Origin of the sequence: Glycomyces sp. NPDC049804 (assembly GCF_040674615.1) — a bacterium.
Lineage (GTDB): Bacteria > Actinomycetota > Actinomycetes > Mycobacteriales > Micromonosporaceae > Glycomyces > Glycomyces niveus.
In genome coordinates, this window is record NZ_JBFAMQ010000017.1 from 73,968 (window position 1) to 100,033 (window position 26,066).

A 26,066-nucleotide genomic window follows, 5' to 3' on the forward strand; every position below is an offset into this window, starting at 1 on the left:
TCCGCTGCGCATGAGCGGGCGCGAGTTCCTCCTGTTGCTCATTATTGTATGTGACCGTTTCGGCAGAATCTGAGATTCTGCGTGATTACGCAGGTGGTTTGGGCGGGCTTCAAGCTTCCGTGGTGTGACTGCGGAGGATGCGTTTGACGGTGCCGAGGCTGACGTTGAACTTTTCGGCGAGGTCTTGCTGCGAGAAGCCGCTGGTGTGGGACTCGTGGATGAGGTCGGCTCGCTGAGCGGGCGTGAGGCGGTTGGCGGTGGCTGGGGGGCGGTTCGAGGTGCCGTGGACGAGGCGTTTGATGCTGTTACCGGCGCCCGCCGCTCCGAGATCGCCCGGTGCCAGCTCAAACACGTCGACTTCGACCGGAGCCGGGCTTCATCGACCCCACCAAAGTCAGGGGCACTTCACGATAGCTCGCGCTCGACACCGCGACCATGGCTTTGCTGGAGGCCTTGCGCGACCGCATCGCCAACTGCCGCAGCGCCGTAGGCGAGGCCCTCACCGGAGAGGAGTACCTGTACTTCTCTCAACCCGACCACGCCAGGCAGGGGTCCGGCTACCTCAGCCACCGCCTCAAGCTCATCGGCCGGTCGATCGGGATCGACACGCGCACCCACGCCCTGTGCCACTACGCGGCGACCGAGCTCATCGTCGGCGGCGTCGACATCGTCGCCGTCGCGCACCGCCTCGGCCACCGGCGGCCCTCGTCCACCTCGGACATCTACGCGGCCTGGCGCCCTGACGTCTATCGCCGCGCCGCCGACCTGCTCGCCAGTGGACTGACACCCCCGGCCGAACTACTGCCCGTACAGCACTCCCGCCACCGCTCCGCCGAACAGCCCCGCCGCACCGCCCCTGAACTCGAGCAGCGCATCTGCGACATCCGCCGCCGCACCGGCTGGGGACCCCGGCGCATCCAGAACCACCTCGCTGCCGAACGGCTCGACATTGCCGAATCCACCGTCTGGGCCATCCTGCAACGCCACGACCTCAACACCAGCAAACAAGAGGTCGAAAGCCCGTGAGCGGCAACCGAAGACACGACAAACAACTGCATTGTCGACGAACCCGCTCTTGGCTTCACCGCCATGGACGTGCCCCTCCGTGCGGCCTCTATGGGAGAACCCGGACCCTTGCCCGAGCAGCCCACCAAGCTCCCAAGCCGATGAACCCTCGCCGGACCAGATTCGTGTTTCAATCTCCTGATGGACCGGAGCGGATTCAACGAGTATTACTACTGGTCAGAGCGGCTAGCCGCGAACCTTGCAGGATCGCATGGACCGTCCAAGCGAACATGGACGTTCGGGGTCAACCTCGGCTTTCTGAAACTCAGCATGTCAAGTGAGAGCGCCTCTGACGACCGCACGGCCAAGGCCCGCCTCATCTCGAAGCAGCTCTCCGACCAGGTCGTCACAGACCTGTCCTTCACCCAACCCGTCAACTACGCGGGCGGGACCAGTCCAGTCGTTTTCAGCGCCATCAAGTCCATCAACAGGCGTGACATAGGCGTGATGAACGCCTTCATCCCCATCAGCTATACCGAGACGGGAACCGACGTCGCGGTCTGCCTATTCGGGAGCCGAACCAACGTTTGCGGGCAAGACCCCGAGTTTCCCGAGTGGCGAGGTAACGGGTGGACCGCCTCAACCTTCATGGGTCTCGACTCCCTACTTCGAGCCACCGTCGATGACGTCGACCCCGACACCCTTAATGCCCGAGTCGATGACGATGACCAAGACAGGGACGAACTCTGCCGCTTCGCATACCGATTGTCCTACCACCAAGGCGACATCCTCGGCGAGAACCCAGTCCGCCCCTGGCGCCGTGCCTACACCCTTGGCCACTGTCGCAAGGCCGAGTGGCTCGCCAAGATCCACTACACGGCCACCTTCTCCAGAGCACGCGGCAGGCTTCACGTACTGGTAGGTGCACCCATCTGGATTCGCTCAACCAAACCCGAGGCATGGGTCTCTTATGCTGATCCGGTCACCGTGAAGGCTCTCGAAGCCGACGACGAGCCCCCTACCTTCCTCCGGCTCTGATCACGGCGGGCTCTTCACCTTCACCGCGGGCAAGATGGCTTTCATGACGCTATCGATGCGCCGCGGCAAAGAAGCTGACCGCGAGACTAATACTCAGTGCGGTGGAAGCGAGTACGCCCAACGGGCTGGGCGACGGTGGCCCAGTCGAGGGCGTGCCGAGCTGTTCTATGAGTGCGGCGTCGTGGCGGATGCAGGCCGGGTAGCGGAACCCGTTGCTGCGCTGGACGAGCCGACTGCGCTCTGGACAGGCGTGCACGGAGCTGACGTAGACGGCGACGGGCTTCTCGCAGTTGGGAAAGAGTCAGCGATCAAGCACCACGGCGCACCCCCTGTGGCGAGTTCGGCGCTGTGGCCCAGGGGAGTGGGTGCGGGGCGTTCTCGATGCCTTCGAGGCGTCGGTGCCAGGTGAGTTCGTGGCCGGGCCTCCAGAGCGAGGTCCGAGAGGTTTCGGTTGGGGGGAGTTCGTCAATTAGTTCGATGGCGTCGCCGCCATGGTTTTCCCAGACTTTGATGGTTCAGGCGAGGGCGGGCCAGGCTTGGCTGGTGGGTGGGGATTGAGTTCGATCAGGCAGTTCTGGCGTTCGATGCGCCAGGCAAGGTTAGGGGCGATCAAGTTCAGGCTTTCGAAGTCGTGTTGCGCGGCAGTGCGAAGGAGAGCCTCAGCGGCTTCCTTGACGTGGTGCGGAGATCCGACGATGGCGGGCAAGGCCCGCTCGGCAGTGACTCGGTCGGTGAGGTCAATGCCGAGGATTTCGGGGAGTTCGGCACGGTAGCGATCGATGGGGCGCGACGTCTCGGCGTGGTGGACGGCGTTGGCGGGAGTCGCGACCGGCCGCGGGTGGAGCGTGGTGTCGGAGTCGAGCTCGCGTCGGGGAGGTGATTCTCCAGGAGGGCGCCGTAACGGTCGAGATCCTGTGCCTCGGTTCGGCGCCGGCCGGGGCGGGATGTGGTGCTCCATATGGTGGTTGATGCGGCCGATGAGGACAGCGGCGACGGGGTCGGCGTTGTCGAGTGGGCCCGGTCGATGGCGAGAGTGAGTACCTGTTCGGAGTCCATCCCGCTGCTTCGTGCGCAGATGCGGGTGATGAGGTCGGCGTGTGGTAGTCGACGGCCGTCTCGATGGCGGAGAGGTTGTCGGGCTCCTTGGCGGGGATCTGTTCGGCGATCTCGCGGGCGACGGACGCGTCTGGGCCACATGGCGGTCGAGTTGCCGGTCGGAGTCGGCCAGCACTCGCTCATCCATGCCCACAGACAAGCAGTGGGCACCTCTTCACAAATGGATCCTGGCGCCAGCGGCGAGTGTCGGGGGAGTGAAGTCGAGCCCATCTTGAGCGGAGGAAACGCGCCTTGGAAATCGCGGGTTGCCATGAGCTCCATCGTGTTCTATTATTACTGTCACTTTGACAGTAAAGGATGATTGCTTGTGGCGCAAGCTGAAGAACCTTGGTCACCACCAGCGGTGCTCATGACCGTTGACCTCGTGATCTTGACCCTGCGGGCCGCGACATTCCATGTGCTGCTGATCCAACGGGGGATCGAGCCGTTTAAGGGGTGTCAGGCGCTGCCCGGAGGCTTCCTGAACAACTCCGGAGAAGATATCTATGACGCGGCGCTACGGGAGCTCCAAGAGGAAGCAAATCTCGATGGGGCGCAGCTGCACATTGAGCAACTCGGCACCTACGGTGCGCCCGACCGTGATCCTCGCGGGCGCGTGGTGTCGGTGGCGTACTTGGCGATCGCGCCCGGTCTCCCCGAGCCGGTTGCCGGTACGGATGCCTTGGAGGCGGCTTGGAAGCCAGTCGACCAGGTGGTTTCAGGGCAGGTGCGATTGGCGTTCGACCACCTGCAGATCGTCAACGATGCCGTCGAACGAGCCCGAGCGAAGCTCGAGCGCACCCCGCTGGCGACGGCGTTCTGTGGTGAGACGTTCACGATCGCCGAGCTCCAGCAGGTCTATGAAGCGGTCTGGGGCGTCGAACTGGACGAGCGCAACTTCTACCGCAAAGTCCAACGGGCCTCGGGCTTTATCGAGCCTGCCGGGACCGACCGCCGAGTTACCAGAGGCCGACCTGCGCGGCTGTTCCGCGCAGGGGCCGCCAAAGTACTGCATCCCGCGCTCGCTCGTCCCGAGCCGCCAAACGAATCCGAGGAGGAATGATTACCTACACCGACATCGTGGTGGTTCTGACGGCACTTGATCTGGAGCACAAAGCGGTCCGAGCACATCTGGACGATATCGAGGTGCGCCGTCACGAGGCGGGAACGCGTTTCGAGACCGGCGCCATCCGCGGCACCTCATGCCGGATCGCGCTTGCCCTGACCGGCGTGGGCAACCAATCCTCGGCGGTGATCGCCGAGCGCGTCATCCAGGAATTTGCGCCGCTGGCAGTGCTGTTCGTCGGCGTGGCCGGTTCGCTATGGGACAAACCGGTCCGGGGTGACGTGGTCGTGGCAGAGCGGGTCTATGCCTACCACGGCGGGACCAGCGAGAACGGCGGTCTCAAAGCGCGGCCCCGGGCTTGGGAGGCACCGCACGCGGTCAGCCAACTCGCCCACCAGTTGGATCGCTCTGGGAACTGGAGGAAGCGATTGCCCGTCGAATCGGGCTTCCCGGAACTTCGCTTTGGCGCGATCGCGGCCGGTGAGATTGTGCAGAACTCGTCGAAATCCCGTGAGGCGAAGTGGATTCGCGATCACTACAGCGATGCGATCGCCATCGAGATGGAGGCCGCCGGAGTCGCCCACGCTGGCCACCTCAACAGCGCGGCGGTCGGGATCGTGCGTGGCATCAGCGACATGGCCGACGGCACCAAGGATGCCGCCAGCGATGTGCAATGGCAGCCACGAGCGGCCGCCAACGCCGCCGCCTTCGCGATCGCCCTGGCAGAGGAGCTCGTCATCGAACGAAAGGGACTCGACATGTCACGAGCCGAAGCACGATCCGAAGCGACCTCGACGGGCGGCATCACCGTCCACAACATCGCCTCAGGGCAGGTCGGCATTCAAGCCGGGACCGTCACCGGCAGCACGGTGTGGATGAACGCCGCGCCCGCTAGTGACAGGATCGACGACCTTGCCGCAGCGGTAGCCGATCTGCGCGTCCGGCTCGATCGGGCCCGGGCCAAGGGCGAATTCGACGCCGACACCTACGAGGCTGCCGAGGAAGAACTTGACACTGCCGAGACCGCGTTGCGAGCGCCGGACAAGAACGCTAGGAAGAAAGCGGTGCTGGCACTGAAACGGCTCAACGGCCTGGCCGCCGAGACGACCGACGTCGCCGCCCAGATCGCCCTGGTGATAGCCGCGGTGAACGGACTGTCATGACTCCACACACCCCTCCCACATCATCGTCGCGCGACACGACGGTGAACTCGGCCGGGCCGGGCGCCACGGTTGGCGTCCAGGCGAAAGTGGTCCACAACGTCAACGTCTACCAAGTGCCGCCCGGCGCTTCACCGCAGGAAAAGTTCCAATTTGGTCTCCGATTCCTCGACGACGGCGTCCCGTTCAACGCCAGAGAACTCATCAGCGAAGCCATCGCCGCCGGCCACGACAACGCCGAGGTCCGATTCCACTGGGTGCTGGCGATGTTCAGCAAACGCTCCTACCGAGACCTCGACCGCCTTGAGCGCGAACGTCTCGACGACTTCGCCAACGGCATGCATACCTACACCGACGGCAGGTATAGCAGTGCCCTGGAGGGCATCAAGGAGCTGCTGGCTCATCTGAGCGGCCAGGGCGGCAATCTCGACACCGCAGAGAAGCAGATCCTGGCCCTTGACCCCGAACTGCTCGCCTTGATCCAACGCCATCTTGAACTGGTGCTATCAGGAGCTACCAAGGACAAACTCTGGGAAGCGACCAGGGAGCGAGCGAAGGCCGACCGGTACGCCTCCGACCGATCGAGTCGGGTGTGGGCCTACTTCCACCCCGAGCCGATCCGAGCACGGGCCCGCGGAGCGGACGAACCCCAGATCGGACCTGCCGACCGGCCGCGCGCCATGGCAGCAACGGTGCTGTTCGCCCTTGCCGCCGGATACCTCGGCTGGCTGCTTCTATCGCAGGTGGAGGTCGCGGCGTTGCTCGCCTACCTGCTCGCCGCAGCCACCGGCTACGTCGGGATTCGCGACGCATCAACATGGCACTACCGCACCGGCCGAGTCAGGCTCGAGGACTACCGCAACGCCGCCCGCCCAGCGGGGGAACACCTCCGCGGCAAGGGCTTCGCCAAGAACGTCAGCCGCTCCTTCGAGCACTACTTCGCCAGGTACCGGCCACACGGGATGGACTACGCCGCGTGGTTGGCCGAGACCGCCGGTATCCGGGGGCGTCTCCGCGACGAAATCGCCGAAATCTATCGCGAACAGTCAGTACCCATCGGCCGTGTCAACTGGCTCATCGGCTATCTCGCACGGGACGTCAGGCGCCGCTGGCAGCAAGGCACCCTCTACGACTACCGGGAGCGATATCACGTTCCGCTCGCTTTCAAGGCCAGATGCATGCTGGCGCTGGTGATCACGTTGGCCGCTGCAATCAACGTTGTCGTGGCGGCCGCGGGGGTAGCACCGGTAACCGCTTCGGGCGCTTTCATTCTCGCGGCGTTCAGCGGCCTGTACGCCGCGATTCGGTGGCAGCATATCGTCAGTGAAATCCGTCGTTACCACGACGACGGTGTGGACGCCGCACAGCGATTGCAGGAACGGAGCGCGGCCTACCGGCGTTGGAAGGCAAAGCTGGATGCGACCCGACCGGACGAGACCGAGATGGAAGCATGGCTGCACAGCGACAAGACCATCATGATCGACCAAGCGCTCCGCCACTACCAACTCTCATGGCGCGACATCATCTCCCACGCGGTGCTCCAAGCCCCAGCCCGCAGGCCGAAAGCCGGCCGAGCGCGCGGCGGGCCCTGGCGCTACTCCCGATACGACTTGCGGCTGTTCCTGATCACCAACGACGGTGTCCGCGAAGTCAACTCTGAACTGGACTTCGAACACATCCACTTCAACGGCCAAGAGCGCAATAACTTCCGCTTCGAAGCCCTCTCCTCGGTCAACGTGACCGAAGACCGATACAACGGCCGCACCCTCAACCTGACCCTGACGAACGGCCCGACCAGGAACATCAACGTCACCGACGCCGAGATTATGGAACCCGACCCCGCAACCGTGCAATCCGACGTCGTCGACACGCCCATGAACTTCCTCCAGATGAACCTCAGCGCCGCCGGCTTCACACACGCCCTGCGAATCCTCGAAGGGATCGCTGCCGAGGGCAAGCGCTGGATCGACCGCGACCGTCACTTGCCTGGCTCCGTTGGCTAGCGGCGCTGGTAGCAGGCACTGCTGGTCAGGACTCCAGCGGGGAAGTGTCGATCAGGCGCTTCCTTCGTTGCCCTTCGGCCCTGCCGATCGCGACCGAACCGTCAATAGGGAATCGGCAAATCTGTTATTACAACATCGGCAGATCTACTATTAGACGTTGACACTGCCGTGTAGGCTCCTGGTATGTCTACGCTGCTGCCCCGACGCGCGCTGACCGGACTCGATGAGCGCCTCGACGCCTTCCGGATCGTCATCGTCGGCGGGCCCCGCCAGGCGGGGAAGACCACACTGCTGCGCTTGCTGCATCAAGAGCGTGGCGGCACCTTCAACACGCTCGACGACGCCACCACCTTGCAAACCGTTCGGGCCGATCCGACCGGGTTCGCCGAGTTCGGTGCCGCACCCAAGATCATCGACGAGGTGCAGCGCGGCGGTGATGACCTCCTCATCGCCATCAAGCGGCTGGTCGACCTCGACGACAGTGCCGGCCAGTTCGTGCTCTCAGGCTCGACCCGATTCCTGACCGTGCCGACCCTCTCGGAGTCTCTCGCGGGCCGAGCCGTCTTCGTGGACCTGTGGCCCCTCAGCGCTGTCGAGCGGACCCGAGCCGACATCGACGCACCAGCCCGGCTGTTCGATCCCGAAGCAATGCGTGCCCTGCCGCTCGCCACCACCTGGAAACGCGCCGCATACTTCGACCTGATCTGCGCCGGCGGCTACCCGGAGGCGGTACGGATCGGCTCGGACCGGTTGCGCGCGGACTGGTTCGAAGGCTACGTCTCCACCGTCGTCCTCCGCGACGTCGCCGCGTTCGCCGACATCCGCCGTGCCGACCTCATCCCGCGGCTGCTGCGGCTCATCGCCGCCCGCACCGGCTCCGGACTGGTCATGGCCGACCTCGCGCGCAGTCTCGAACTCAACCACGCCACTGTCCGCGACTACCTCGGCTACCTCGACATCGTCTACCTCACCGGCAACCTGCCTCCGTGGTCGACCAACCTCACCTCCAAACTGGTCAAAACCCCGAAGGCCTACGTCACCGACTCCGGCCTCGCCGCCGCACTCCTCGGCGCCGAGCCCGGCGCGCTCGCACAACCGGGCCACGAACTCGCCGGGCCATTGGTCGAGACGTTCGTGTTCACCGAACTCACCCGCCAACTCGCCACCAGCGAGCTGCGTTCCGAGCTGTCGTTTTTCCGGGACCGCGATGGCCGCGAAGTCGACTTCGTGCTCGAACGCCGCGATGGTTCGATCGTCGGCATCGAGGTCAAAGCCACAGCCACCGTTCGCGACGATGCCTTCAAGCACCTCCGCTGGATGAAAGAACGCCTCGGCGACCGCTTCAAAGCAGGTTACGTGATCTACCTGGGGGACCAGATCCGCCCCTTCGGCACCGACCTGACCGCTCTGCCGCTCTCGATCCTCTGGGCCGGTGAGTCACTGTAGCTTGAGGGCCGTCGGAGAACGGGAAGGGTCCGGCTGGGCGGGACGCGAGATCAAGGCTTGCTCACCTCCGAATATCCAGAAGGTCTGATGCGGCCTGGAGTTAGCGGTCGTCCTGACTCGTGGGCTCGGTTCCAAAGAACATGGACATTCGCGCCAAAGCTTCACGCGTGCGAGCTTCCTGCTGTTCCTTAGGGAGTCTCACGAACTCGAGCTCCGATTCGCACCGCGCGCGGAGGTCGTCTCGGTCGAACCATCGCAGCGGGTGGCGGGAGTCGGAGGGGTCGTAGACGCCTTGCCCGTAGTGATCCATGATCGTCAGGTCGTACCGGCGAAAGTCGTGGCTGGAATCGGGGGGCAGGAGCCCGACGATCATGCGGTCCTTCCACTCGGTTCGAATCTCGAAATCATCCTCCTCGAACTCGTCGATATCGGGGTCGCTGCCGAACACGTCTTCGGCGCTGAGGAGATCTGGGTAGCGTTCAGCAAGTTCACCTAGCTGCGGCGGTTCGGAATTGGTGATCACCAGCAGCAGAGCGTACTCATCGGCCAGGCATACCGGCCGGGGGACGCGTCCATGGTTGAGTTCGCTGCCGATACGCATGATGCGCTCGCCCATGCGGACCAGCCAGTGATCATTGACCTGGGTCAGGACCATCTCGGGCAGGTCACAGAGTAGTTCGACCTCGCGGATGGTCACCTCGCCCTTCAGATACGAGGCGAACTCGCCGGTGAACCCGTGCTGGAGGTGAAGACGGCCATCCTCGGTAGGGGCGAAGTCGGAGAAGTCCACCGTGTCGGACAGTGCCATCGCGTCAGCCGGCGTTAGCGGGTCGCCCTTGAAGGATTCGTTGAACAATTGGATGATCGCCGCCATGCCGAACGGGTCGTCAGTCGCTCCTGGTTCGACCGATATTCCGGTCACCAGATTGTGCAAGTCATCGACCTTGACCTTCAGTGCGCGCGCGAACCCTGTGAGGTTGCTGGCCCGAAACCCTTTAAGCCCTTTAGCATCAGCTGCGGAGTTCTCGAACCGCCGCCAGGTCGCTAGGGCGACCTCTGCCCTGCGTGCCGCTTCCTGCTGGGTCAGCTTCAGCTCGGCTCGCCGTTGCTTAACCGGATTCCCTGCGTTTGACCCCATCGCTACCTCCAAAATGAGTGCCTATTGAGTGCTCGAAAAATATAGCACTCAATAGGCACTCGCTTAGGAAGGTGATCCCGCCTGATGGCGCCTGTCACTGCGGCCGGTTCCACCGTCGCGAGGTCTTCTGGAAGCTCACTTCGCCTTGGGGCTGGGGATCACTCAGCTAGCTCCCGCTGTACAGGTGGTTGGTTTCGTGGCTCGTGCCTAGGTGCGGGTCGTCCCTCCTTGATCGAGGCGGGGTTGTTGGAGGCCGGTGACGGGAGTCCGCGGCCGATCACAGTTCCCTCCGAGGCCGAATCTGTGCCGCTGCGGCGAAGCGAGTTTGTTCTGTCGCAGGGGCATCCGGCTCTACATCACCGTGCTCGGCCTTCACCGCACCTCAGGCCATTTTCGCCCTACCGGCCAAACGCTCGCATCCCCACTCCAGGTTGAACGAGCTCGCTATGGGTGCTGATTGGGAGAGACGGCAGTGACCATCAACCCGGTGGGGGAGCGGGGCACATCCATCGGCAATCCCCTACGCCCCGGTCACTCACATGGGTGAACCAGGTCCCGAAGCCTGCATCTGCGATGCATGATGTGGGCTCGAAGGCTTTCTGAATCGCCGTCGGTCCAGAGCCTACGGTGCACGAAGGCTGGACCCGGCACGCATCATCCGCGGCATTTGCATGGCTGGCGGGCGCAATTGCGGGGCCCTCATCATGTCGTTCGAGAAGCTTCAACCATCCCCCAGAGCCCCGAGGAGCTGTAGCCAAGTGCGACGTCTCAACCCCGTACTAGCGGTACAGAAGTGGCTCTATGCGGTCAGCGGTAATCAATGCGCCTTCACCGACTGCCAGTCCCCCGTTGTGCAGCTCGCCCCTACAGGACGCCCGTTCGTCTCGAGCGATGTCGCTCACATTATTGGCGCGGTGGAAAATGGGCCACGAGGCAAGTCCGACCTCAGCGCCGAGGACCGGCGGAGCGTCGCCAACCTGGTCCTCCTGTGCCAGACACACGCTCGGCTCGTCGATGCGCACAAGGAGGACTACCCGGATGAGGACTTGCTCCGCATGAAGCACCTCCACGAGAGCCGGGTCGGGAACCGCGCAGGGACGCCGCTGCTGTCGACATTGCCCAGCAGCGGAACCTGCCTCCATGGTAGAGATGCCGAGCTCGCTCTCGCCGTCGACTGGGGGGTGCCTTCGACCGATACGACCCCCAGGACGCGGCTGCTCCATATTCACGGCGCGCCGGGCATCGGGAAGTCGACGCTCGCCATCGAAATCGCAAACCGGATCGCATCCTCCTTTCCAAACGGCACCATCTACGTTCATGCTCCCGGCACCGCTGATGCGACGTTCGACATCGTCACCGAGCTCCTGGCGGCGTTCGATCTGTCCGCTCTCCCCGAGCCGGTGCCTTCACGACAGCACCTCTCCAGGCTGAGAAGCCTCGTCGAAGGCAAGCAGATGCTGATCGTCATTGATGGAGACCCGGCCGAGGGATCCATACGGCAGGTGCTTGCCCTCGGCGGCGTCTCGGTCATTTGCACCAGCAGGACTCGCATGAGCGGCCTCGCTGACACCGACGTCACCTCCGTCGAGCTGGAGGCGCTGTCGAGGGACGCAACCCAGGCGCTGATGCGCTCCATTATCCCGACCGGCCGCGCCACTGATTCACAACTGGAACGGTTGTCGGAGGCAAGTTCGGGTAACCCTCTGGCTGCCCGCATCCTCGCTGCCCGCATCTCATCGAGGCCGAGTCTCGACATCGATCGCTACCTCTCGATCGTCACCGATCCCGCCCGTGGAGTGGCACCGCTCGCCGTCGGCGAGCGGAACATGTTCGCGATTCTCGACGAGGCCACACGGCATCTCCCGGACATGCACCGGTCGGTCATGCGCACACTCGGGGTCCTACCCAACACCGCGATCTCTTTGTACGCCATCGCCACAGCGCACGCCGGTGAGGTCAACGAGGTCGGCGACGATGAGGTCTCCACGGTCGAAGCGATCCTCGACGATCTTTTCGAGTTGAACCTCGTCGAACACCCTGCCGGGCACCAATACCGCCTGCACGGTCTGATCCATCGGTTCCAGCAGTACTATGTTGCGGCATTGCCGGGCACGGTTGCCGCGGGCATGGTCGGCAACGCCGCAGCCACGTACGCGTTCTTGCTCAAGTCGATGCGGGAGGCGATTGGGTACCTCGACGCGGAAATGACCAGGCCTGCCCCGTCCAATATCCGTGCCATCGCCGATTTCGAGCAGCACCGGGCAGCCGCGACGGAGCTGCTCCGGCTCGCTGATGACCATGAGCTCACCGACCTTGTCGGACTCCTGTTCTCTGAACTCGCTCCGCTCCTGTCGCATCGATGCCAATGGGAGGACCTCACGCGGGCATGCGAAGTCATCCAAACCGCCGGCAGGCGCTCCGGGGAACGAGAATGGGAGGCCATCGCCGCTTACAACCTCGGGTATGTCGCCTCTCGCGAAGGCAGGTTCGAAGACGCCGTCAACGCGCTCCACCAATGCGAGTCACTGTCCCTAGCGGCCGAGCATCCTTTTCTGCTGTTTCGCACCCGCACCCTGTATGCCGATATCCGCCTAACGCTGGGGCACGTCACTGATGCCATCTACGTGCTCAAGCGCGTGCTGCGTGGGTGGAACGAGATCGAGGCCCTCGATGAGGTCCGCAACTGCCTGCGCCTGCTAGGAGTAGCCCACCTACGAACCGGCGATGCCAGGCGGGCCGAGCAGTACCTCCGCAACGCGGCAAGAGTTGGCCGAACCGATACAACCGAGACTCCGAATTCCGCCACCGAGTCCTTCCTTCGATCCCTCGCATACGGGCGCCCCTCACCGGACCCCCTGGCAGAAAGCAAGCAGCTCACCCAGCAGATCGAACGCGCTCGTGCCGTCGGTGACCTGCAGGAGGAAGCCCGATCGCAACTTCGCCTCGCCGAAGTCTTGCAGGAGACACCCGCGACCCAAGCCTCGTTCGAAGCATTTGAGCAATCGATTCAGATATCTCGGTCAATCGGTGACCGCCAGACTGAGCTGACGGGGATGTTCTTCCTTGCATCGGCAAAGGAAAAGCACGAGGGCGGGCATCACGCAGCAGGCCTCTTCCACGACTGCTATCAGCTCGCTCACGCCATCGGAAACGATGCATTTGCGTCCCTGTCGATAGCCAACATCGCCTCGATTCAGACCGATACCGGCAACATCGACGAGGCGCGCACCAAGTTTCAGCTCGCTGTCGACATCGCCCGAAGCGGCGGCAACAATCTCGTCTACGCACGCGTCATCCGGGCCTTCGCCCAGCATTTCCTCGTCGCCGCCGAGATTACGAAGGCGATCGAGCTCCTGGTGGAGGCACGGTCGCTGCTCGGCCCCATAGTCTCCTCCGAGGACGCCGCAAGTCTCTGCGTGGCTCTCGGTTTCGCCTTCATGAGGTCCGGACAGCTGCAACTGGCCGCCGAGTCCCTTAAGGAGGTCTGTGACGCCCCCTCAGATGCCGTCACCGCCGAATCCCGGGCCAACGCGCTCCGCGAGCTGGCTGTCGTATACAGCCACATCGAACTCTACGACCGGGCGCTTGAGACGGTCTCCCGCGCGATCGACCTCGCTAAGACGTTCACCAGCGCCGATCTGCTCATGAAGTGCTACCTTGCCAAGGGGAACATCGGCGCCCGGATGCAGGCAGCGACCGACTCGCTCGAAGCGTACGAAGCGGGATTCGCCATCGCCAAGGCCCGAAACGACCTGCACATGATGACGACGATAGCCGTCAACAAGCTGACAGTCCAGATCAGCGCCGACCAGGTCGCAGATGCGAAGTCCGAGGTCGAGAGGCTGGTGGAGGCGACGCGTGGGCTCGGGCTTGGTGAGCTCGAGGCGGGACTCAGGTTCAATCTCGGTTCAATCTTCGCCGAGCAGGGCCGATTTGACCTCGCTATTCCACAGTTCCAGGCCGCCCTTGAACAAGCCGAGGCCTGCAAGGACCGCAGGTCCGAGGCGTTCGCCCGATCCAACCTAGCCAGGGCCTTCTCCGCAACAGGCGACCATGAACGCGCGCTTCAGGAGGTGCGTGCCGCGCGCCGATTCTTCGAGAGGGTGGGCATGTGGCAGGAAGCCGGAGAGGCGTTCCTGCGCGAATCAGGTGCCCGTGCCGAACTCGGACTCATCCCCGAAGACTTCCGCATCATCACAGAGCTCGCCGATCCGGCCGCGCCACCCGCCACCGGCACGCTCGCCGCCGCTAGCACCCGCTTCCCCCCGGACAACGGCTGCGTCAATTCCATCATCACCGAGTCAGGTGTGGTCGTCGTCAACGTGAGCACCGAGATTCTGCGGCGCCTGGCAGGGCACCATCCCGAGGCCAGCATCCGCGCACTAAATGCCCCGGCGTTCGACTGCTATCTCTGCCACCTCCCGATCCCCTCCGCGGGGGAAGCCAATCTCATCCTCGTCAACCCACCAGACGCGGCCTCCGTCCGCTTCCGGCTGACGCACACCCGATGCTGCCCCTCAACGGTCTTCGAGTTCGACCCGGAGGAGGGCACGCCAGACACTATTCGGTTCGAAATCGAATGCGCCATCTTCGGCGACGACATCCCGGTGCTCATCATCGACTGCAAAGGAGGCTGGGGCGCCTCCCCAGACGGACCGATCGACCTGCTGCTTCAAGGGCTGCAACAACGGGGATTCGCGAACTTCCTCGACCTGGTCAACGACGACAAAGCCCATACCCTGGATGATCTGTTCGATGCGATCGAACCAAGACTCCCCGGCACCCTCACCCGGTCCTCGATCACACTGGCCCTGGAAGGCGAGAAGCCCTTCGCGGCGCCGCTGCGATTCACCGCCAAGTGGTACCGGCTTTGCCGCACCCAACCTCTCGTAGTTGCCTTCGGCCGCAATCTATCAGGCATGACCTATGACAACCCCGGACCTCTCCTTACCGCGATCAACTCTGGAAGCCTCGTGGCTGCCCGATCGCGCCTCTCCATCACGCCCCCTTCCCGCAATGCGAAATGCGTGTGCGAATCACCAGCTCCTCGCAAATTCAAGCATTGTTGCGGTCGTGCGTCATTGGCCACCACGTAGCGCGTCCCTCAACTAGCGTGCAACGGGCACAGCATTCCATTGCACGCCAGTTGAGGGACGCAACGGGGTGTGCGCGTTGGGGGCGGGCGCCGTCGAGCGAACGGCGTAGGCGAGGTCGAGGAACTGGTTAGTCCCGAATACGTAGATCTGAGCGGAGGTCGCGAGAGGAGCACAGAGAGCGCTCGAAGGACCGGCGAGAGCTCATGACACGGCCCCGACGCGGCCCCTCACGCGCTGCGGAGCTTCCGGGGTCCGATCCCGGCCCCAGTCCTCGGCAGCGTGAGAGAGTTAGGAGATGAGTTTGCCCGAGCTGCCCGAGCACGAGGCGCGGTACATCCGCGACTACGTCAACAGCCAGTCGCACGACGACCCAGCAGGGCTCGTCCAGAAGGTCGGTTCCCGTCGCGTCATGGGCAGGGTCCACGACATGTACGTCGTCCACTGTGAACGCTCACGCTGGTGGGTCATCTCATCACCTACCCCACCAACCTCTACTCGCAGGATGACTTCCCGGAGGTCGAGCAGGCGCTGATCTTTCATCTCGGGCTCGGCATCTTCATGACAGAACGCAGTCGTGCGGAGCTTCCGGAGGCAGAAGAGGAACGGGTGTCCGGCGCATGGCGGCGCTTCAAACAGGCGTTGTCGGACATGGACGATGCGGGAGAGTCCGAGGACTTTCAAGCCGTCGGCATCAAGTGTCGAGATGCGCTCCTCGCAGTCGTCCGGGATCACAAGACTGCCGAGTGGGTCGGTGAGGTTGAGGATCCGCCCAAGGACAGTGACTTCAAGGGCTGGGGCAACATCTTCGCGGAGCGTCTGGGTGAGGGCCGAGTCCGCTCGTACATCAAGGCTCTCGCGGACAAGACCTGGGACCTCAGCGTGTGGCTTCAACACAACACGCACGCGACGCCAGACGACGCGGAGCTGGTGCTGGATGCGACAGCTCACTACTTGTCAGCGCTGGGTCGTCTGATTCATCGCCGCGACCATGGTGAACCGGAGCGCTGTCCCCGTTGTGGGTCATACCGGCTCGATGAAGATGTGGAGATGGTTGACGAACCGGAGATGGGCATGCTCGACTCCACCATCTGCGGCGGCTGCGGGTGGCAATCGGAGCAGACGTTCACGAGTCTCGTCGAGTACCTCCGCGGCAAGGAGCAGGCCATCACTGACTACCTTTCGCGTCCCGCAGCCGGTCCATCAGACCGACTCCATCGCAAGGAGCGACGTGGAGCACGTGAGGCTGACGGGGACTGACCCTACCCCATCGCAATCGAACAAGAGGTCGTTGGATCGTGTCTCGATTGGCCAATGAGCTACCCGGAGGACGATGGCCACACCACCTTTTCAGCATGAGCTTGTCGGACGATGAAGACGGCAATCGAGACTTCGCGCTGGTGGTGGCTAAGATTCTGGGCCGAATGCCCGGGTCCTACCGACGCTTTGTCTAACTAGTGGCTGGATGGACTGTTGGGTGAGGTGCGCTTGAAGTTTTGCATGCCGGAACTGGTGGGCCGGACCGGCTTGACGGAGTACGCCGCGCCGGCTCGCGTCGTCAAGAAACCGTATGGGTCATGCCGGTGCCTGGGCCTCGTTGCGAGCAACCAGCAGGTGACTCCGTATTGGAGCACTCCGTTCACTCGGGCGTAGGCGATCCATAGACTGCTGCCAGTAGACGATCACCGTGACCGCGGAAGGGACCTTCGGTCCCGATCAGTTCGTTTGGATATGGTGGAGCATTGCTGCGACGTGCATTCTCAGCCGCTCCTGTCCCCCAGTCGCCATTCGGTGGAAGAGAACCGGAGACCTCGAGATCGCCCCCGGCGAGCCCAGATATCGCAAGAGCACCGATTGGGGGGCCAGACCCGGTCGCTACTTGAGAAGCTGAGATTGGGCAGCGACAGTGTGCGAGACCGGTTCATCGGCACGGGTGTGAACATACCTTTGACGCATGAAAAAGCTTCCGGACCCACCAGGCTCAGTGTCACCCCATTGGGGTAAGCCGAACCGGCCATTTCCGTTGAACGAACGGGCGATTTTGGTTTGATTCCACCACTTTAGTCGCATAGTTACGAAGTATGAAGTCCGTCAACAGGTCCAGCCTGGTCTAGAGTCGATCTCCCATTTGACTCCTCACGGCCTGAATGGAAAGGAGGTCGACGAGGATGATCACGCCCGGGCTTTCCCAAGCGGCGATCGAAGAACTCCGCGTTCAAGGCGCTCCAGGCAGCACCACGATCGAGCTCCTCCGCGCGCTGGCCGGTCAGTACACCCGCTCGCCCCGGTGTTCATTTCCCGCGCCCGACGGGATGAGCTGGTCCGATGGCGAGGCCATCGATGAGCTGCTCGGCCGCATGTTTGCTCGCGAGCACAAGGACTATCCCGGCGAGTCCCACCCGTTCGTCATCATCTGCCTCGCCAAGGCGGCCGACGCCAGCGCGTTCGAGCGCCTACTGCTCCGGACCATCGAGAACTTCCTCAAAGACGAGGCGAAAGGGACCTCTCGCGGCAAGGTCCGGCGCCGCCTCGACGAGACGCTCCTCAAGAACGACGAGCGATTCGTCAATGTCTCGAACGACCTGTGGTGCCTGACGGAGTTCGAAGGAGAGATCTGGCAAGGAGACCTCGAACAACTCGAGGATGCTGCGTTCAGCGTCCGCGGCGTCGAGGTGCTCACCTGGAACACGGCGGGCCCCACATCGAAGGACTCAGCACACGCGGTGCTGACCGTCGTGCAGTCGATCCTCCGCAAAGCACGCGGCGCCGTCCGCACACAAGATCTGGCCAGGCTTCTGCAAGCCCGCTTCGACCTCCTCAACGACCCACTGGAACCACCGCCACTGGTCGAGCGCGACGAGGAGTCGACCCCGGACGACAATCCGGCAGAGGGGACCTGGGCGGTGGTACACGCCAATGACCTGTTCGCCGCACTCTCCCCCAAGGAACGCGCCCTCGTACCGGTGCTCCACGACCCGAGCCGGTGGGCGGCGGCCACCCAACTGGGGTCCGCCGAAGCGGTGGCGCTGGCGAGGGCGCTCAAGCAGCGGCTGGCGCTGGCCACCCATGACGACGAGGACTATGGTGCAGTGCTCGAGCGGCTGCTCGACCTGTGCACCCGGGTTACGTCGTCAGTGCAGGATGACTGATGGACGCGTTTGCCAACACGGTAGGGAATCAATGATGGGACCATCTGAATCGGCTGCCGACCGCCTGTCCCGCCTGGCCGGGTCGGTCCGCATCCCGCAGAGCCTGCGGGACTCCCTCTCTGGCGACCCCGGAGAGCCTCGGCCGAACCAGGTATGGCGGCTGCGATGGCACGACACGGTCGAACTCGCGGCGATCGTCCGCGTCTCCGAAGGGACCGTGGAGGTGCTGCCGGTCGACATCGCCCCGCCGGACGTGGACGCTGAATCCCTCATGCTCGCCCCGGACCAGAGTTCGCTGGGAACCCCCTTGGCGGCGTGGATGCCTTTGCAGCGCGAGGTCCCGATGCACGTGCTCGACCGCGCGGTTGGCGAGATCTCGTACGACCTGAAGGATCCCGCGTGGCCACAGGAGGTCTTGCGTAACGGAGCCAGGACCGGTCGTGATCCGGTGAACTTGAACAACCCTGTGTTCAAGTCGCGTGCCCGCCATGCCGACAATTTCAGCACCTTCGCCGCGAGCGCATGGGCCCCGACTGGCAGCGGCGACCTCGGGGCGATGCTCAAGGCTGCTGGAGTGCACCGAAGGGATCTGCGGGAGCAGCTTGGGATCAGCTCCCAGGATGCACTTGGCATCGCTCGCGGACAACGCCCGATAAATCAGAGCCAAGCGACGGTCCTCGCGCGGCGATGGGGCCTGAGTCTCTCGGCTCTGCTGAACGCCAACCCCGCCCCGCCTCCGGACCTGGTGCAGGCAATCAGCCGTCCGAAATGGCGCGCGAAAGTCGGACGGCTCGCCCTCGAACGGGGCATTGACGAGCTGTCGGCCTGGGTGCAGTCTGCGTTCGCGGTCGCCGCCCCGGCGTACCGGCAAACGGGCCAGTCGGACCGCGCCGCGTGGGACGAACGTCTCGAGCGGTACTTCCAGGCCACATTGGAGTAGTTATGCGCGCGCCCCGTGAGGTCGTCCAGTTGCAATCGGACGACATGATCGACCTGCTGAAGCGACAGCACCCTGGCAGCCTGACCAGGCTGTCGAGCAACCCGATCGACGTTCTCGCAAGCGACCACGGCGTCGCCGTCCGCATCGTCAGTGACAACAGCGACGCGCTGGACCCTGAACAATCGGCGTGCAACGTTGCCGGCATGTACCTCGATGAGCTTCAACCACCGCTACTGGTGATCGCGGCCGCCGCGAGCGTGGGGCGACGGGCGTTCACGGTCCTGCACGAATTCGGCCACCACCTTCAGCGCACCGACGATGACCTCGGCGACCGCCTCGAAGAGCAGTCCGACCAGGGTGTGATGCTCGAAGAGGCCGCATGCGACCTCTTCGCGGCGAGGATCCTGCTTCCGGACGACCGCGTCACCGCCCACTTGGAGGCACCGGGGCCGACGGCACCCGCGGTCGTCGATCTTTGGAAGTCATCTGTCAGCGCCTCACGCGCCGCTGTTTGCGTCCGTGCTGCGCAGGCACTGCCCGCTCCCGGTCACGTGGTGCTGCTCGAATCGGACGGGCGTGTCTCCTTCTCTTCCAGCAAGGGTCTGCCACCGCTGCGTCGAGCCAGTGACCAATCCCGTGTCCCGATCATTCGAGACGCCCTCCGACGAAGCGGCCGGGCGAGGGGGCGCGCTCGGATTCGCTACCGGGACGGCATTGAAGGCGAGGAGCTCTACGCACAAATTGCCCCGATGGACGGCTACCTGCTGCTGGTCGCGGTCACCGACTCCGCACCCTGGGAATCCTTCTCCCTCCCGTCACGGCAATCGGCGACCCGGGGTATCGCCTGGGTCTGCTCGACCCCGGGCTGCGATGCGGAGTTCGTCTCGTACGAGCGGCCCTGCGAACACTGCGGACAACCCTCCTGCCCGCAGTGCGGGCGATGTGGGTGCAGGCCGAAGACCGCCGAGCGGAGGTGCTCCTCCTGCAACCTCCTTCTACCGCTCCGCATGTTCCACGGCGACAACAACGAATGTGCCGACTGTCACTGAAAACTTGCTTCTGATGCGTGTGGGCGCTGGAGATACGTCGTCTGTCCAGGGTGAAGGGCGCGACTCCGTGCTCTTCGGACGGGGACCAGCGCAGCCGACCGCGCGCCCAGCGCCGCACTTGGTCGGAGCGAAGGAGCGACCACATGGCCGCACAGACCGTGAAGCAGGCGTTCGATGCCTTCAACGACGAACTCAACCTCGATCCGAAGGAGCGCGAGGAAGCCCAGGAACGCCACGGCGAGGTCACGGAAGTCCTCGCCGCGGCAGGGCTCATTGCCACGACGTTCCTCCAGGGCAGCTTCGCCCGCAAGACGATGCGCAAGCCTCTCAAGGACGTCGACATGGTCATCGTCCTCCACGAGTCGTGCCGGGACGAATGGTTCGGGGCGGGGAAGGGCGGCCCCGCCGCCGCGATGGCCGCGATCGAGGCCGCGATCCGCGAGAAATGGGCCGACACCGAGTTCGACGCCGAGAAGGCGCCGCCGAAGGCCCTGCAGGTCACCTTCGCGGACTGCCGCTTCACGTTCGACCTGGTCCCGGCCTTCGAAGACCTGGACGGGACCGAAGTGTTCATCGGCAACCGCAAGACCGACGAATGGGAATGGTCCAACACTCGCGCCCTCCGGAACCTCATCACCGAGCGGAACCTGGACACGAAGGGGGTCTTCGTCCGCCAGGTCCGCATGGCCAAGACCTTCAAGGACAACAACGCCGCGATCAGCGGCATCAGCAGCCTCGCGATCGAGTCCTTCTGTTACAAGGCCGTCACCCGCAAAACGTCCCACGCTGAGGCCCTCGCCGACACCTTCGAGCACGCCGCGGCGGCCGTGCTCCAGCCCGTGTACGACCCAACCGGCGTCGACGAACTCTCCACGGACTGGACTGACAATGACCGCCGCACCTACGCCGCGGCGTTCAGCGCCGCCGCGACGCAGGCCCGCGAGGCGATCGACCTCGCCGGCGACGACGAGCACGGCACCGCCATTGACATCTGGCGCGCTGTCCTCGGCGACCCCTTCCCCCAACCGGAGCCCCAGACCGAGGACGAGGTCTTCGCCGCCGCACCGGGCGGCAGCATCTCGTCCACCGGCCGCGTGGTGACCTCCGTGTACGGCGTCCAGCCGAACCGACCGGTCCGCTCGTGGCGTACCCGCTAACCGCGGTCATCGAGGACCCCGCCGATGCCGCAAGACATCTGAAGGAATCCCGCCAGAACTGGGGCGTGGCCGCCGCCAGCGGCCACACCGGCAGCCTCGGATCCGCCGTCCTCGAATTGACGCTCGAACCACCGCCCGGGCTGGCGCAGGCTGGCTACCCAGTCGAGGCGGTCCGACTGGTGATCCTTCCCGACGCGCGGACAGCACTCGCCTATCCCCGCTCCGGGGAAGACCGCTCATGGGCGCATCGCAACACGACCGGGGACCTCTGCCTGCAATACCGCCGCGACCACCCCGCTCTCCGGTGGCTGCCCGATGACGGCCTCGAGCCGTTGGTCACACTGGTGCACAAGCACCTGTGGTTCGAAGAGCGGTGGCGCCGAACCGGCGCCTGGCCCTGTGAAGACGCCCCGCACGGTGACAGAGCCACCGCCCATCCGATCCGCACCGACCGCATGCACCAGGAAAGAGACCGATGGACCCGTCAGTGACCGACGCCGGACAGGCGTCACCCTCGCCGGCAATGTCGATCCTCCTGGCAATCATCGGCTCAGGCCTACTCGCCGCCCTCATCGGCGCGATCATGACCAACCTGCGAGCCAACGCCGAGACCCGCCGAACGAGGTACGCCCAAGCAGTCAAGAGCCTGGTCTCCTGGGCCGAGTACCCCTACCGAATCCGCCGCCGAGTCGACGATGAACCCGCCACGCTCGCAAACCTGGCTGAGACCGGACACCAGCTCCAAGAGCAGCTCGCAGAATCACGCGCGTGGGTGACCGCCGAACACAAGGTAGCTGGTCTGATCTACGTCAGATGCCTCCATGCAGTGCGGTCGACCGCAGGGCCAGCCTGCAGCAAAGCATGGCGCGCAGGGCCTGCGGACACCCCGCATAAGATGGTCCTGGGGGACATCGGTGTCGGGTCACCGGAGACCGCGATCGTCGTCCTCGAGCGGGCGATAACGTACCGATTTGGACTTCGCCGCCTCGTAGCCCCCATCGCCTTGCGTAGGATCCTTCGCGCCCTGCCAGATCCTGCGGCAGCAGAGACCCACTCGAAAAATCGGGGTGAGGAAAGCGCTGGCGTCCATTGAGTCTTGAGGGGCGAGTTACCGACTGGTAGGTAAAAGTTCTTGAGTGGCAATACAAGTGCGTTCGTGGTTAGTGTGAGGTGTGGAGGCGATGGAGTGTCGGTGCGACGGCATCGCTGTGGGACTGGAGATTCGGCGCAGGAATCGCCCCAAGGCCGGTAGTGGGTTAGTGCCGGGCATATGACGTCCTTCTGGGCGGTGTGGAGCTGAGATCACCAAAGAGTAGGGAGCATCACAGAGTCGAGAATGCCATGGCCAGTAAATCCATATTGGATCCCGTGGCCATGATCCTGGACATGAGCGGGTTGATATTGGTTGGTGAATTGCCTGGTCGGGCGAGGTATGGCTGGGTTGCCTGTAGACGTGTTGCTGCTGGTAGGAGAGTTCGAATAGCACTGGGGGTCAAGGGGTCGCAGGTTCAAGTCCTGTCAGCCCGACAAATTCCCAGGTCAGCAGACAATTGCTGACCTGGGATTCGTCGTCTCTAGGCCATTAAGACCGATGTTTCGACCGGCAAAGCGGCGGCATATTCAAGTGGAATTGCCGCGTTGATGCGACGATGACCTGCCAAAACGCACTCCATTCAGCCGCCCTCGCCCATTTGTCAGTTTGCCAAGGGGCGGCTGGTTCAAGTCTTGCTCCCCTGTCCCCCAAACGGCGGAACCCTCGCCGCTTTGCTGGAAGCCGCGTCATAGCCACTAGCAGGGCCATCTCTCTGTGAAACCGGCGAAATATGAGCCGGTTGCGTGAATGGAGGTGGAGGCGGCATGAAATCCGAGACCTGTGGCCGCGCGCCCGACGCGGCGTCCGCTACACGATGGTCTTCCTCGGCAGCGACGCCGCGTCCGAATCCCCAGACCGGAGGCTCCGGCGACTGTCCACAGCGCTCGCCTGATGCTGCTGGAACCCACGGACCTCCAACGGCCTCGGCGACAACCCGCCGGGCTACACGGAACCAGACGCTGCCTTCGTCGCGCGCCTGGCCCGTACTGAGACCGACCAAGACTGGGATCGACACCGCCAAGCATCTCCTTACCGAGGACATGAGGGCCAGCCTCACCGTGGAGCAGATCGCGCCCGTCAAGCCCCAATGCGAAGTCAGAGCGGCGGCGACCTCCTTGCTGTTGGGCGTCGACGTAGAGGGAGCGGTGGCTGCCGTGTCGAGCGGACGACTCATGCGGTGGACCGCCAATCCTTGGGCGTCAGCCGGAACCGATCAGCGCTCGATGCCGCCTCCTGCTCGCCACGAGGTCGGGCGTGGAGCAGGCCGCACAGGTGAGAGGTCTCTTTACGGTCACTCACATGGGACATCCTCCCAGTGGCGGGCCTTGACCGAAACCCGATTTCACCTGCCGGGTTGGCCGCCGTTCAGCGGCCCATGCCGCCCGCATTGCTCCCATGGCCCGCTGTCGAAGCGTCTCCTGCCGCGACGACAAGAGCCTGCGCACCCACCCTCAGCTCATCGCCCACACCAACCACACGCGATGGTCAACCATGAGTTTCAGGTCAAGCTGTGATGCGCGCTAAAGGTATGGAGGTTCGGCAGCGGATTGCTTCGGGAGAGCTCCTGGAAACTCCCGACGACGCTGTGTAACACGGTCATTGCCTTCGACTTCGAAAGACGGCAGTGACGCACCGGGCTCGCTGGCAGAGCAGGGAGATAATCGGAGCATGACGTTTGCAGAGGACCTGCTCAAGCAGCAGGACGCGTTGCAGGCCGAGGTTGAGGCCGTCTATGAGCACCTCGGACTCGGGCGCCTGGCGGCGGTTGGCGAGCCGGTCCGGGTCGGGAGCGCCGCATTGGGACTCATGGTCCGCCGCGACCTTGACATCACCGTCGTCTGCAACGCGCTCGACGACGCGACCGCGGACGCGGTAGCCCGGACCGGCGCTGAGTTGGTCAGGCACCCGCGGGTGCGGGCGGTGAGCCTCCGTGACGACACCGGGCACTGGAACGTCGACCCGGCCTACCCGGACGGCCTGTACTTGGGCGTCAAGTACCGTTCGCCGGCCGGGGATGATTGGAACCTCGACATCTGGTTCGTTGACGAACCGGACCGGCAGCCGGACTTGGCGCACCTCGAGTCCCTCCCCTCGCGGCTGACCCGTGAGGCCCGGGTCGCGATCCTGTCGATCAAGCAGGCCTGGGCGGCGAATCCGGACTACGGCGCCAAGGTCACCAGCTACGACGTCTACACCGCGGTGCTCGACCACGGCGTCACCGGGCCGGAGTCGTTCACCGCCTGGCTTGAACGATCCGAGCGATGAGTACTCGGTCCCTGTGTCCACCGATCCGCTCCACCAGCAGCGCGCAGCAATCAGCGCAGCTGCTGTCGGATAGTCGACAGTTGCCGCGAGAAATGTCGAGGTTTCACGGAAATATCGGGATTCGTTGGGGCGCAGTAGATCGGCATGCGGACTCCTTACTGGGCATGAGGTCGTTACGCTCAGCTCATGAGCAGGGAGTCCTCCAGGTTTGTCCTCTTCCTGGGCACCGCGGCTGGCGTGGTGAGCGCGGTGGTCGCCATCATGCAGCTGCGGCAGGCCGCACAGCAGGACCCGAACACGCCGCAGGCCACCGGCACCGGCGGATGGTACGGCGGCGACGGCTTCGAGACCGAATCCGCGGACACCTCCAGCTGGGAGCAGGTCCAGACCTACCAGGTGTCGCTGCCGAACACCTGGCAGGACGGCGAATGCCTTGAGCTGCAATTCGACCTGGACGACGGCGGGAGCTCCGCGTCCACCGTCCACGGCGAGTACGCGGACTGGGCCGACCTCACCTGGTCCTCGTGCGGCGGCGGATACTGGGGGTACGCGTACGGGTTCACCTCCTCCTCGACCACCGTCGTCGCCGGCGGGAGCCAGGACGCCGCCAGATGCGCCGACGGGATCGGGACCGGCACCTATCTCGAGCTCCCCGCGAACCCCAGCGACCCCACGACCGACGAGGGCTGCCTGTACACCTCCGACGGAAACCTCGCCTCCGTCACCGTCGACTCCCTGTCGTGGAACGGCGCGAGCGCCGAAGGGCGGCTGAACATCACCCTCTGGAGTCAGGCCTTAGAGGTCTAGCGGCCACCCTTCCGGGTCGCTCGCGCGAAGCTGCACAACCCCATCGCCCGCGTTTGCCGCGGCACCGATGACAAGCTCTTCCGGGCTTATCTCGATCTCCGTGTCCCCGTGGATGAATGTCAAGGTCATCCCGCCGTCGTTGATGGTGGCCGCTTGTTCTTGCGTGAAGGGCTTGCTCGGTTCGGCGGGTCGTACCAGAAGAGGAGATCGTCGAAGCCGAGCCCGTTGGCTTCGATGTGCTCAACGATCTTCTTCGGGGTCAAGGGGTCGCAGGTTCAAGTCCTGTCAGCCCGACAACATAAATAAAGATGTGAATATATCTCTGTTCGGGCCGGTCGATTCATCGACTGGCCAGAGCTGTTTTCGGCTCGTTCGGCAAGCGCCACGGTCGAAGAGGCGTCACGTCGATGCCTTGGAACGCGACCGTGCTCCGCGGCTCACCGGATCGTCCCGTTCGACCAGCGCCGCGGCGTCGACGGGTGTGTCAGTCGGTGGTCGCGGTGCGGGCGGGCAGGACCCAGCCCGGGCGCGGGAAGTGGCAGGTGTAGCCGTTCGGGTAGTT

The 26,066-nt window shown here is 64.2% G+C and carries 20 protein-coding genes; 17 read left to right on the forward strand and 3 right to left on the reverse strand.

All coding sequences use genetic code 11. The features are described from left to right. Window positions 1-109: 109 nt before the first annotated feature. Complete coding sequence (locus AB0K52_RS21905) at window positions 110-352, reverse strand: hypothetical protein (protein ID WP_363535374.1); 243 nt, start codon at window positions 350-352, stop codon at window positions 110-112. Between the two features lie 83 nt (window positions 353-435). Between AB0K52_RS21905 and AB0K52_RS21910 the strand changes: the two genes are divergently transcribed. The 7 genes from AB0K52_RS21910 to AB0K52_RS21940 all read left to right on the forward strand — a co-directional run bounded on the left by AB0K52_RS21910 (window position 436) and on the right by AB0K52_RS21940 (window position 8,813). Continuing rightward, window positions 436-1,026 carry a tyrosine-type recombinase/integrase gene (locus tag AB0K52_RS21910; protein WP_363535377.1) on the forward strand — a complete coding sequence of 197 codons (591 nt, stop codon included), beginning with the start codon at window positions 436-438 and terminating at the stop codon, window positions 1,024-1,026. 180 nt (window positions 1,027-1,206) lie between these two features. Next, a complete protein-coding gene (locus AB0K52_RS21915; RefSeq protein WP_363535380.1) occupies window positions 1,207-2,043 on the forward strand; it encodes a hypothetical protein in 837 nt (278 codons plus the stop codon). Between the two features lie 547 nt (window positions 2,044-2,590). Next, complete coding sequence (locus tag AB0K52_RS21920) at window positions 2,591-2,923, forward strand: hypothetical protein (protein WP_363535383.1); 333 nt, start codon at window positions 2,591-2,593, stop codon at window positions 2,921-2,923. Window positions 2,924-3,508: 585 nt separating this feature from the next. Continuing rightward, complete coding sequence (locus tag AB0K52_RS21925) at window positions 3,509-4,201, forward strand: NUDIX domain-containing protein (protein ID WP_363535431.1); 693 nt, start codon at window positions 3,509-3,511, stop codon at window positions 4,199-4,201. Then, a complete protein-coding gene (locus AB0K52_RS21930) occupies window positions 4,198-5,367 on the forward strand; it encodes a 5'-methylthioadenosine/S-adenosylhomocysteine nucleosidase (RefSeq protein ID WP_363535386.1) in 1,170 nt (389 codons plus the stop codon). Before AB0K52_RS21925 ends, AB0K52_RS21930 begins: the two co-directional genes overlap by 4 nt. Beyond that, window positions 5,364-7,367, forward strand: coding sequence for a hypothetical protein (locus AB0K52_RS21935; RefSeq protein ID WP_363535388.1), 2,004 nt, complete (start codon window positions 5,364-5,366; stop codon window positions 7,365-7,367). The genes AB0K52_RS21930 and AB0K52_RS21935 overlap by 4 nt, the downstream gene beginning before the upstream one ends. A gap of 183 nt (window positions 7,368-7,550) precedes the next feature. Next, on the forward strand, window positions 7,551-8,813 hold the full coding sequence (locus tag AB0K52_RS21940; RefSeq protein ID WP_363535391.1) for an ATP-binding protein: 1,263 nt from the start codon (window positions 7,551-7,553) through the stop codon (window positions 8,811-8,813). Between the two features lie 100 nt (window positions 8,814-8,913). On the opposite strand, the gene AB0K52_RS21945 is transcribed toward AB0K52_RS21940, so the two are convergent. Then, window positions 8,914-9,963, reverse strand: coding sequence for a helix-turn-helix transcriptional regulator (locus AB0K52_RS21945; RefSeq protein WP_363535394.1), 1,050 nt, complete (start codon window positions 9,961-9,963; stop codon window positions 8,914-8,916). Between the two features lie 746 nt (window positions 9,964-10,709). Here AB0K52_RS21945 and AB0K52_RS21950 point away from each other — a divergent pair. From AB0K52_RS21950 to AB0K52_RS21995, 10 genes are all read left to right on the forward strand, one after another. After that, the gene (locus AB0K52_RS21950) at window positions 10,710-15,047 is read left to right on the forward strand and encodes a tetratricopeptide repeat protein (RefSeq protein ID WP_363535397.1); all 4,338 of its coding nucleotides are present in this window, start codon (window positions 10,710-10,712) and stop codon (window positions 15,045-15,047) included. A 459-nt stretch (window positions 15,048-15,506) separates the two neighbouring features. Beyond that, window positions 15,507-16,304: a hypothetical protein gene (locus tag AB0K52_RS21955; protein ID WP_363535400.1), complete on the forward strand. Its 798-nt coding sequence runs from the start codon at window positions 15,507-15,509 to the stop codon at window positions 16,302-16,304. Window positions 16,305-17,212: 908 nt separating this feature from the next. Further along, a complete protein-coding gene (locus AB0K52_RS21960; RefSeq protein WP_363535403.1) occupies window positions 17,213-18,193 on the forward strand; it encodes a hypothetical protein in 981 nt (326 codons plus the stop codon). A gap of 34 nt (window positions 18,194-18,227) precedes the next feature. Next, window positions 18,228-19,133, forward strand: a complete 906-nt coding sequence (locus AB0K52_RS21965) for a hypothetical protein (protein WP_363535405.1) — start codon at window positions 18,228-18,230, stop codon at window positions 19,131-19,133. A 44-nt stretch (window positions 19,134-19,177) separates the two neighbouring features. Beyond that, the gene (locus tag AB0K52_RS21970) at window positions 19,178-20,182 is read left to right on the forward strand and encodes an ImmA/IrrE family metallo-endopeptidase (RefSeq protein WP_363535408.1); all 1,005 of its coding nucleotides are present in this window, start codon (window positions 19,178-19,180) and stop codon (window positions 20,180-20,182) included. 143 nt (window positions 20,183-20,325) lie between these two features. Beyond that, window positions 20,326-21,339: a nucleotidyltransferase gene (locus AB0K52_RS21975; RefSeq protein WP_363535411.1), complete on the forward strand. Its 1,014-nt coding sequence runs from the start codon at window positions 20,326-20,328 to the stop codon at window positions 21,337-21,339. 65 nt (window positions 21,340-21,404) lie between these two features. Further along, window positions 21,405-21,830 carry a hypothetical protein gene (locus AB0K52_RS21980; protein WP_363535414.1) on the forward strand — a complete coding sequence of 142 codons (426 nt, stop codon included), beginning with the start codon at window positions 21,405-21,407 and terminating at the stop codon, window positions 21,828-21,830. Between the two features lie 32 nt (window positions 21,831-21,862). Next, complete coding sequence (locus tag AB0K52_RS21985; RefSeq protein WP_363535417.1) at window positions 21,863-22,432, forward strand: hypothetical protein; 570 nt, start codon at window positions 21,863-21,865, stop codon at window positions 22,430-22,432. Window positions 22,433-24,100: 1,668 nt separating this feature from the next. After that, the gene (locus tag AB0K52_RS21990) at window positions 24,101-24,697 is read left to right on the forward strand and encodes a hypothetical protein (RefSeq protein ID WP_363535419.1); all 597 of its coding nucleotides are present in this window, start codon (window positions 24,101-24,103) and stop codon (window positions 24,695-24,697) included. A gap of 186 nt (window positions 24,698-24,883) precedes the next feature. Beyond that, a complete protein-coding gene (locus AB0K52_RS21995; RefSeq protein WP_363535422.1) occupies window positions 24,884-25,504 on the forward strand; it encodes a hypothetical protein in 621 nt (206 codons plus the stop codon). A gap of 125 nt (window positions 25,505-25,629) precedes the next feature. On the opposite strand, the gene AB0K52_RS22000 is transcribed toward AB0K52_RS21995, so the two are convergent. Beyond that, a complete protein-coding gene (locus AB0K52_RS22000; RefSeq protein ID WP_363535425.1) occupies window positions 25,630-25,767 on the reverse strand; it encodes a hypothetical protein in 138 nt (45 codons plus the stop codon). Window positions 25,768-26,066 lie beyond the last annotated feature (299 nt).